Raw genomic sequence first — 8,855 nt, 5'->3', positions numbered from 1 at the left:
TAAATCTAGAAAGGAAGAGATATGAAGAAAATTCGTAATATATTGCTTGTATTATTTGGTATATTTCTATTTTCTATTCCATTTATCTGGTCGCTTTTTATTCATGGGCAAATATTTGTTAATTACCACCATAAAGGTGATATAACCTTTGATAATCAAAATATTAGCATTGGTGCAAGATGTAATAATTTTCAGTTTAGTTATGATGGGCACAAAGTGAACAACCAAGACTATTTAATATCGAAGGATGGTAAGCAATTATTACTAATTATTCCTTTGGAAGGAAATGTAGTTTCAGAGTCTTTCGCAAAAATATTTCCTATAACTGAGATATCATTTAATGAGGAAAATGAAGTAGCTTGTAAAGATATGAATTTTGGGGTTTATATCCTAGATAGAACGACCAATTATAGTTTTGAAAGTAAAGATGAAACAGGAAGTGTCTTTATAAATGGACAACAATTCCCTCTCTACGAGAACCAAGTTCAAAAATTAATGACTGAGGTTGAAAAGTGGAGTGAATCAGTAGAAAATTATGCTTTTGATGATACAAATAAAGATTTAGGTTATTTATCCATAACTAGTTCAAAAAGAGTGATTGATACTACAAGAGGAAATATTCTTTTAAAGGAGATTAACATTCACTTTTATGAAAAAGATGATTTTGTATATATTGAAGCGAGTTTTGCCAATTATAACGATAACAACATTCCGTACAAAAGGTATATTCTTGATAAAAATAGTTTTAACAATTTTATAGAATTGGTTAATGAAACGGTTATTAATAATTCATAGCAATCGCAAAATAATTAGTGCATTATGATTTTATGCTTCCTGAGATAGAGACTCAACACAATAAAAGAACATGCTTGTTAATAAGAAGAGTGCAGCAATTAAATAGCATTCTTTTTTTGTCTAGATAAATAAAAAAAACGCCAATACCTTTATTTAAAGGATTAAACGTTTTGTTTACCATTGGTGACTCCTTGGGGGATCGAACCCCAGACCCACTGATTAAGAGTCAGTTGCTCTACCATCTGAGCTAAGGAGTCATGCACTCATATTATATACTTTTGAAAGTATATTTTCAATAAATAAAGCCCTTCCGGGCTGTTATTTTAAATGGTGACTCGTACGGGATTCGAACCCGTGAATGACGCCGTGAAAGGGCGCTGTGTTAAGCCGCTTCACCAACGAGCCAAAAAAAATGGCGCCTAAAACAGGGCTCGAACCTGTGACCTAACGGTTAACAGCCGTTTGCTCTACCAACTGAGCTATTTAGGCGAGTGCTTAATTATAATAACATGCACTGTCTATCATTGCAACAGTTTTTTAATAAAAAAAACATCTTTTTATGATGTTTCTTTTCGCATGAATGTTCGGATTGGATGAATCATTTTATGATTGTTCAACTGGTTTTGTTTTAATCCTAAATATAAAGTAAAACAAATGAAATAACCACACGATTAAAAGGACTAATTGCCCCACTGGCGTTTTGTGCATCATGATAAATCCAAACATCATGGTAATTGTTACAACTACCATAATTCGTACTTTCGTTTTCGAAGTCATTGTTTTATCTTTTACATAACTTTCTAAGTTATTCTTATATAATCTTGTTTCAATGAACCATGTATGTAATCTTTTTGAACTACGTGCGTAACAATAAGCTGCAAGCAAAAGAAATGGGAATGCAGGCATGAGAGGTATGATTGCCCCAATCGCACCTAAGATAAGTCCTATGGTTCCTAATACAACATAAAATATTTTCATTTTGTTCTCCCTTTACTCTTTAAAGTTTCTATCATATGAGAAATTACGCTACCCGGGTTAGTAAAGATCATTCTGGGTCCTGAGTATTTCATCACACTCTTTACTCTATCTCTATGTTCCTTGTTGTAACAGTGTACTTTGCATTGACTACAAAATGTTTTTGTTTCCATAAATGGACAGCGATCAATTCGATCAGTTGCATATCTTAATAATTCTTTACATGATTCACAATTATGATTTTTATGATGTCCTTTACAGTAAATTGAAATCATTTTGTTCATTAAGTCTTTTTCTTTTTCTCTTTTTGCATCTAACTTTGTCATCAGCTAACTCTTTCACTTGCAACAGTAAATATCGTATCTGCAATTTTCATCATTGATTCTCGATGAGAAACAAGAATAATTGTTTTATTTTTCTTTTGCTCATATATCGATTTTAAGAGCACTGCTTCGTTTAAACTATCTAGGTTGCTCGTAGGTTCATCTAGCAGAATAAACGGTCCATCGTGCATGAATGCGCGTGCTACGCCTATTCTTTGACGTTCACCACCAGAAAGTGTTTCTCCAAGTTCTCCAACATGGGTTTTATAGCCTTGAGGTAGTGTCATAATAAAGTCATGGATTGATGCTTTCTTACAGGCTTCTATTACCTCTTTATCACTTGCATCTTTCTTCGCAATACGAATATTATTTTCGATAGTATCTTTAAATAAGATTGTTTCTTGAGTCACATAACTTTGTTGCTGTCTCAAGTTCTTTGTATCAATAGTTTTAATATCTTTATTTGAAATATTTATTCTTCCATCTTGAACATCCCAAAATCGCATCAATAACTTTAGAAGTGTGGATTTACCTGCACCACTCTTTCCAACAATTCCTAATACTTGATTCTCTTCAACATTTAGATTGAAGTCTTCTAGTATTTCAGTATCTTGATATTTAAATGATACATTTTCTACATTGGCATTTGCTTCAACGATTTTTATACTCGAACTAACATCTTTTACAACTGGTTTTTCATCCAGCAAATCCAACACTCTCTCTCCTGAAGCAAGTGTTTGTGCTAAACCATGCCCCAAGTTACCTAATGCAATCACTGGTCCAAATGAACTTATCATGCTTACTGTAGATACAATTACAGCATCAAATTCTACAACATTATGAACATACATCATACTTGATACAACAAACATCAACATACCAAATCCAAAAATTGTATTGTTGATCCACATTATTGTTTTACCCGATATTCTTTTTAGTTGTTGTTCCTTTGAAGACATATGATCAGTCATCTTGTTTATTTCATCTATTCTTTTGTTTCCTTGTTGATACTGAATATTTTCTTGGATACCTCGAATATTATCTAGAAAGAAACTACTTATCTCGCCAACTTCATGTCTTATCGATTGTGCTTGCTTAGCTGTTTTCCTTGAAGTTATTATTGGAATTAATATACCTACAACACAGTATCCAACAAATGCAATCATACCCAAGTAAATTGAATAACCACCTATAAATAAACTCATAATAATACTCATCACAACTGCAATACAAATAGGTGAAATTGTATGTGCATAAAATACTTCTAATAATTCAATATCATTTGTAATGATTGTAATGAGTTGTCCTTTTTGTTTTCCCTCAAGTTTTGCAGGCGCTAACTTCCTTAATACCGTGAAAACCTTATCTCGAATAACTGCTAGGATCTTAAACGCAATATAGTGATTACATGTTTGTTCACCATAGCGTAATAATCCTCTACTTATAGCGATAAAAATCAATACAGCTATAATTGTTCCCCATGAATTATTTCCTTGTAGTATATCGCTTATAATAATACTTCCTAAAATTGGAATAAAATTAGCACAAAGAAATCCAAGCACTCCCAATAAAATCGCAAGTAACATCACTCCCATCATAGGGCGAACGAGTACAATCAATTGCATCATTATCTTTAACTTTGTTCTTTTCATTTTGCTACACCTATAAAGTTTTCTATCTCATGTTGTGTCATCCAATAAGTTTGATACTCTGCTTCCTGGTTAACTAACTCATTATGATTACCATTTTCTAGAATCTTTCCATTTTTTAGCACAAGAATTTGCTCTGCATCCTTTACATTCAATAAGCGATGCGTGATTAAGATTACTGTTTTTTTACACGCAAGTTGATGAATTACTTCGATTATTTTATTTTCACTTTCAACATCGATATTCGATGTAGCTTCATCAAAAATATAGACAGCACTATCATGCAACAAGGCACGTGCTAAAGCTAATCGTTGTTGTTGACCACCTGATAAATTACTACCTTTTTCTAGAATGATGGTATCTAATCCATTTTCTGATTCAACAAATTCTTTTAAAGCAACTTGTTCTAACACATCCAAACACATGTCATCTGTTGCGTTAGAATTTCCCATTAGTAAATTCGTTTTTACACTTCCTTTAAAGAGATAACTATTTAATGATACTAGCGTTACGGTCTCCATCAAATTCGATTCACTGATATCTTGAATATCGATTCCATTGATTTTTATTTTTCCGTTAAATCCATTTATCTTTTTCATAAGTAATGATGCAATTGTACTTTTACCAGATCCGCTTTCACCTACTATCGCTGTCATTTGTTTAGGATTTATTACAAAGCTACAATTCTCTAAAACAGGTTGTTCGCTATAACCAAAGGACACCTGTTCAAACTCAATTTCAATTTCTTTAGTTTGAATTTTTTTTGTTCCCTTTTCTTTTTCTTCGGCATCAAAGAGTTTAAATATCTTATCACTCGATGCCATTCCATTCATTGCAATGTGGAAGTATGAACCAAGTTGTCTTAGCGGAAGAAAAAATTCTGCACTCAACATGATAATAATAAAGGCTTGAGCTATATTGATTTCTTTTTGAATAAACAAGAAACACGCAAGCCCTATACCAATTGCCGATGCACCATAAGCAATCAAATCCATTACAATAATTGAATTCAATTGCATTGATAACACTTTCATCGTTACTTTTCTAAAATTCTCTGATTCTAGATTCATAGCTTTGTGTTTATCTTCATCTGCTTGATAGATTTTGAGTGTTGTTAAACCTTGAAGATTTTCTAAGAAATGATCTCCTAGTTTTGCATATTGTCCCCAGTACCTACTCAACAACTTTTTAGCTATTTTCTGTACAACGATAATTGATATTGGAATTAATGGAACACAACAAAGAAGGATTATCGCAACCTCAAAACTAATCGGCACAATAATCACGAACAATGTTATCGGAGCCAATAGACTATAGAAAAGTTGTGGTAGATATAAACCAAAATAACTTTCTAATTGTTCAATTCCTTCTGATGACAATTGAACTACTTCTGAAGAAGACACTGATTGTGTATAAGATGATCCAAGTTTAAGTAGTTTACTAAATAATTCATTTCTTAATTTTCGCTTTACATCTTTTGAAGCAATATAGCTGGCATCGCTAATTTTAATTGCGCAAAAAGATCTAAATAGTAATAATCCAATTACTAATACAACTGATATCACTAATTGTTGAGGTGTAATGTCTTTTACATAAACTATTTGTAATAAATTACCCAAAACAAATACGATTCCAATTGTCCCTAATAAATTAAGCCATTGAAAGAAAACATGATATCCAATATTCTTCTTTGACTCCCCCATACTTTGAATTAATCTTTTATTAATCATCATATCTCAGCTTCTCCTGTATGTTAGGTTTACCTAACCGATAAACCAATAAAACAGTTAGCCTTAACTAACTGTTTATAGTTTAATGATATTTAATCCATTTGTCAACTAATTTATAGAGGTTCATGAGTTAGATTAACAACCCATTTTTCTTTTCGTACGAGCCAATAGCCAAAGACTAGTTTGATTAAATCCGTTGATTGCCCTGCAATATAAAGTAAGAATGCACTTAATGGCGAGAAATATGCGAGGATACCAACAAGTGGTATGTTAATACACCACATAAATGCACTATCCATAATCAATGTGGATTTTGTATCACCACCAGCACGTAATATAAAGTAGTTTTGCGTATTTAGGACGTAGATTGCAAACATAACACTTTGTATACGCAACATAATTTCAGCAATATGAAGTGCTTCCATTGATATATTACTGTAGAGATATGGAATATAGAAACTCGATACAAACATAAGTCCTGCAAAGATAAAGGATAATACAAAGCTAAATCCAATCAATTGATATCCATGTTGTTTTGCTTCATCTAATTTGTTTGCACCTAATGGTTGTGAGATCAATACAGTTGATGCTGCTGCCATACCTCCAAACAGTACAAAGAAAATATCTCCAATTGTACTTGAGATAGAATAACCCGACATAACCTCAGCACCACGTGTTGCATAAAACTTAAATAATGTCGCCATACCTGCAGACCATAAAATTTCGTTAAAAGCCAATGGTGCAGCTTTAATCATGATTTTCTTAGATAATGTAATCGGTACTTGGAATACATCCTTAATCTTAGTTTTAAATCCAAAGTCACGTTCCTTTAAGAAATATAGAAGAATAAATACTTCAATAATTCGTGCTACAACAGTTGCATATGCTGCCCCACGAATTCCTAATTGTGGAAATCCAAATTTACCAAAAATCAAACAATAGTTTAATACCGTATTTACCAATACCGCAATCGCACTGACAAAGAGTGGAATCCTTGTTTCCCCTACCGCACGCATTGCCCCTGAGAAACAAAGTGTCAACGCTATCGGTAAATAAGACCAAGCTACTAATCGTATATAATACACTCCCATTTGAATAATCTCAGGATCTGGTGTAAAAAATCCTAGTATCGCTGTTGGAAAGAAAATTGCTCCTAAAAAGAACATCATCATGATGGCACACGATATATTAATGAGGAATCGAAATGATTCTTCCATTTTCTTTTGATTTCTTGCACCATAATACTGTGCTATAAATATTGATCCTGCAGCTACAATTCCATTTGTTCCATATTGAGCAATAATATAAAATCGATTTACTGCAGCAACTCCTCCTATTGCGGCATCCCCCAATTGACCAACCATTAAATTATCAACAAGGTTAACTGACCCTGTAATTAATTGTTGAAGCATGAGTGGAACACCTACAAGGATAGCTGTTTTCATAAATGCTTTATCCCCAAAGTATTTAGATAATTTCATCCTATATCCCCCAATCTATATGCGATTTATTTTAACATAAAGAATCCATCAAAGCCACATTTAATAAAAGATTTAACAGAGCGAAAAAAAAGAGGAATTATTTCCTCTTAACTTCTGTGTTTTATATTAACAATTTTTACTTTCAATATCCATGATGGTTTGTACACGTTCCGCATGACGACCACCTTCATAAGTAGCATTCACCCATTCATCCACAATCATCTTCGCAAGTTCACTACCAACAACTCTCGCACCAAAGCATAATACATTTGAATTATTATGTTGTTTCGAAAGTTTTGCTGAGAAAGGTTCTGAACATACACATGCACGTATACCATTCACTTTGTTACAAGCAATTGAAATCCCAATACCTGTTCCACATATCGCGATACCACAATCTACATCTCCACGTACTACTGCTTCTGCCACTGTTTCTCCAGCCAATGCATAGTTAAAACTTGTAGTTTCGTCCGTACCATAATTCACAACTTCAAAACCACGACTTTCCAAATGTTTCATGATTTCATTTTTTAGTGCAACTGCTGTGTGATCGTTTCCAATACCAATTTTCATAAATACCTCCTAATATATTTCTTCATAGATACGATAATTATCTAATACAATTTTAACATAGTTGCTTGTTTCAGGATATGGTATAACATCTAATATCACACCATCCTTTGAATAGTTCGAATCACTCAACCATGTTTTTGTTATATTCATTCCTGCATTGTATGCAGCAAGTTGTGTGCTTGATGATTTAAACTCTTGTTTGAGTAAACTTAAAAAGTAAACTCCGTAACGAATATTATGTTCAGGTTCAAATAAATCTTCGTATACCGTTGTCGTATCATTTAATCTCATTTTCAACCATTCAAAAGTGGGTTCTGTGATTTGTAAAAGTCCACGGGCTTTTGCACTTGAAACAGATTCTGTATTAAATTTGCTCTCTTGTCGCATAATCGCATATATCAAATTTTCATCAACATCATATTCTTCAGCCATTTCATGCACAATTGAACGATATGGTTTAGGATATTCATTTTTGAGATTACTTGTTTTTGATTCAACTTGTATACTTAAGTACACTAGGAATATCGCAAATAGCACAAGATAGATTGATTTTATCTTTTTCTTTTTCTTCATACCCACTATTATATCGAATTCTCAACTGAAAACAAGCAAAGAAAAAACTCCACATCAATACAGCATTGTATATCGTCGATGTGAAGTTGACAATCTAGAAGCTATGTACCCCTTTTAATTCTTTCATCATCATGTTATAGGCTATCATATCAATGATACCTTTTGTGATTAATAGAATTGCAGATACTTGTAAAATAACTTGGAATCCAATGAATGGATTAACGAAAATGTAAAATCCACCAAGTAGTGTAAATAGATTAAATGCTACAATCCATCCCCAATTCGATAAACCATGTTTTCTGTATTGAATTGCTTTTGTCGCATTGAGTATACTATTCAATACGATATAACCTCCAATTAGGTAAGTCATTGATGCTGCAACTGTTACTGGGAATAAGAAAATCAGTATTGCTAATAAAATTTGTAATAACCCAATACTCCAATCTGCATGTTGTGTACCATCTTCTTTTTTGCGATTCACGAAATAACTAATAAAACCAAATACTCCTAAAACAAACAACAACCCTGCGCCAATATATAACGAAACAGCCGTAGTTTTGAAAGGCCATATCATTAGGAATAATCCGAATAGGATTGATCCGATAGATTGAATATAGACGTATTCTTTTGCTCCCTTGAGAACATTTTCCATATATTTAAATCTCCTTTTTCTTTATATTTTCATTTTATTTCCAAAAAGAAATATCTACAAGAAAAGTGATTTTAACTGTACAAAATACTATTAAGCAAAATAAA

The 8,855-nt window shown here is 32.5% G+C and carries 9 protein-coding genes and 3 tRNA genes; 1 reads left to right on the top strand and 11 read right to left on the bottom strand.

The annotated features are described in order from the left end of the window. The first annotated feature begins 21 nt into the window (after positions 1-21). Positions 22-795 (top strand): hypothetical protein, encoded by a 774-nt coding sequence (locus tag RR643_RS10370; protein WP_332483165.1) that lies wholly within the window; start codon positions 22-24, stop codon positions 793-795. A 181-nt stretch (positions 796-976) separates the two neighbouring features. Here RR643_RS10370 and RR643_RS10365 read toward each other — a convergent pair. From RR643_RS10365 to RR643_RS10315, 11 genes are all read right to left on the bottom strand, one after another. Further along, positions 977-1,052, bottom strand: a tRNA-Lys gene (locus tag RR643_RS10365). A gap of 71 nt (positions 1,053-1,123) precedes the next feature. Continuing rightward, positions 1,124-1,200: transfer RNA gene (locus tag RR643_RS10360), tRNA-Glu, on the bottom strand. A gap of 8 nt (positions 1,201-1,208) precedes the next feature. Then, a tRNA-Asn gene (locus RR643_RS10355) sits at positions 1,209-1,284 on the bottom strand. 114 nt (positions 1,285-1,398) lie between these two features. Beyond that, positions 1,399-1,773 (bottom strand): YbaN family protein, encoded by a 375-nt coding sequence (locus RR643_RS10350; RefSeq protein WP_332469943.1) that lies wholly within the window; start codon positions 1,771-1,773, stop codon positions 1,399-1,401. Further along, complete coding sequence (locus RR643_RS10345) at positions 1,770-2,096, bottom strand: nitrous oxide-stimulated promoter family protein (RefSeq protein ID WP_332483164.1); 327 nt, start codon at positions 2,094-2,096, stop codon at positions 1,770-1,772. The genes RR643_RS10350 and RR643_RS10345 overlap by 4 nt, the downstream gene beginning before the upstream one ends. After that, on the bottom strand, positions 2,096-3,745 hold the full coding sequence (locus RR643_RS10340) for an amino acid ABC transporter ATP-binding/permease protein (RefSeq protein ID WP_332483163.1): 1,650 nt from the start codon (positions 3,743-3,745) through the stop codon (positions 2,096-2,098). Before RR643_RS10340 ends, RR643_RS10345 begins: the two co-directional genes overlap by 1 nt. Beyond that, a complete protein-coding gene (locus RR643_RS10335) occupies positions 3,742-5,475 on the bottom strand; it encodes an ABC transporter ATP-binding protein/permease (protein ID WP_332483162.1) in 1,734 nt (577 codons plus the stop codon). Before RR643_RS10335 ends, RR643_RS10340 begins: the two co-directional genes overlap by 4 nt. Before the next feature lie 110 nt (positions 5,476-5,585). Then, positions 5,586-6,953 (bottom strand): MATE family efflux transporter, encoded by a 1,368-nt coding sequence (locus tag RR643_RS10330; protein WP_332483161.1) that lies wholly within the window; start codon positions 6,951-6,953, stop codon positions 5,586-5,588. Between the two features lie 126 nt (positions 6,954-7,079). After that, positions 7,080-7,526 carry a ribose 5-phosphate isomerase B gene (gene rpiB, locus RR643_RS10325; protein ID WP_332483160.1) on the bottom strand — a complete coding sequence of 149 codons (447 nt, stop codon included), beginning with the start codon at positions 7,524-7,526 and terminating at the stop codon, positions 7,080-7,082. A gap of 9 nt (positions 7,527-7,535) precedes the next feature. Next, positions 7,536-8,099 carry a lytic transglycosylase domain-containing protein gene (locus RR643_RS10320; RefSeq protein WP_332483159.1) on the bottom strand — a complete coding sequence of 188 codons (564 nt, stop codon included), beginning with the start codon at positions 8,097-8,099 and terminating at the stop codon, positions 7,536-7,538. Positions 8,100-8,193: 94 nt separating this feature from the next. Next, a complete protein-coding gene (locus RR643_RS10315; RefSeq protein WP_332469936.1) occupies positions 8,194-8,751 on the bottom strand; it encodes an HdeD family acid-resistance protein in 558 nt (185 codons plus the stop codon). Positions 8,752-8,855: the final 104 nt, after the last annotated feature.

The organism is Anaerorhabdus sp., assembly GCF_036637135.1.
Lineage (GTDB): Bacteria > Bacillota_I > Bacilli_A > Erysipelotrichales > Erysipelotrichaceae > Anaerorhabdus.
The sequence above is the reverse complement of the archived record's forward strand: the minus strand, read 5'-3'. Positions and strand labels throughout refer to the sequence as shown.

Bases quoted from the DNA above. Each gene is read 5' to 3' on its own strand.
- RR643_RS10370 (WP_332483165.1), top strand. From the start codon at position 22: ATGAAGAAAATTCGTAATATATTGCTTGTATTATTTGGTATATTTCTA.
- RR643_RS10350 (WP_332469943.1), bottom strand. From the start codon at position 1,773: ATGAAAATATTTTATGTTGTATTAGGAACCATAGGACTTATCTTAGGT.
- RR643_RS10345 (WP_332483164.1), bottom strand. From the start codon at position 2,096: ATGACAAAGTTAGATGCAAAAAGAGAAAAAGAAAAAGACTTAATGAAC.
- RR643_RS10340 (WP_332483163.1), bottom strand. From the start codon at position 3,745: ATGAAAAGAACAAAGTTAAAGATAATGATGCAATTGATTGTACTCGTT.
- RR643_RS10335 (WP_332483162.1), bottom strand. From the start codon at position 5,475: ATGATGATTAATAAAAGATTAATTCAAAGTATGGGGGAGTCAAAGAAG.
- RR643_RS10330 (WP_332483161.1), bottom strand. From the start codon at position 6,953: ATGAAATTATCTAAATACTTTGGGGATAAAGCATTTATGAAAACAGCT.
- rpiB (WP_332483160.1), bottom strand. From the start codon at position 7,526: ATGAAAATTGGTATTGGAAACGATCACACAGCAGTTGCACTAAAAAAT.
- RR643_RS10320 (WP_332483159.1), bottom strand. From the start codon at position 8,099: ATGAAGAAAAAGAAAAAGATAAAATCAATCTATCTTGTGCTATTTGCG.
- RR643_RS10315 (WP_332469936.1), bottom strand. From the start codon at position 8,751: ATGGAAAATGTTCTCAAGGGAGCAAAAGAATACGTCTATATTCAATCT.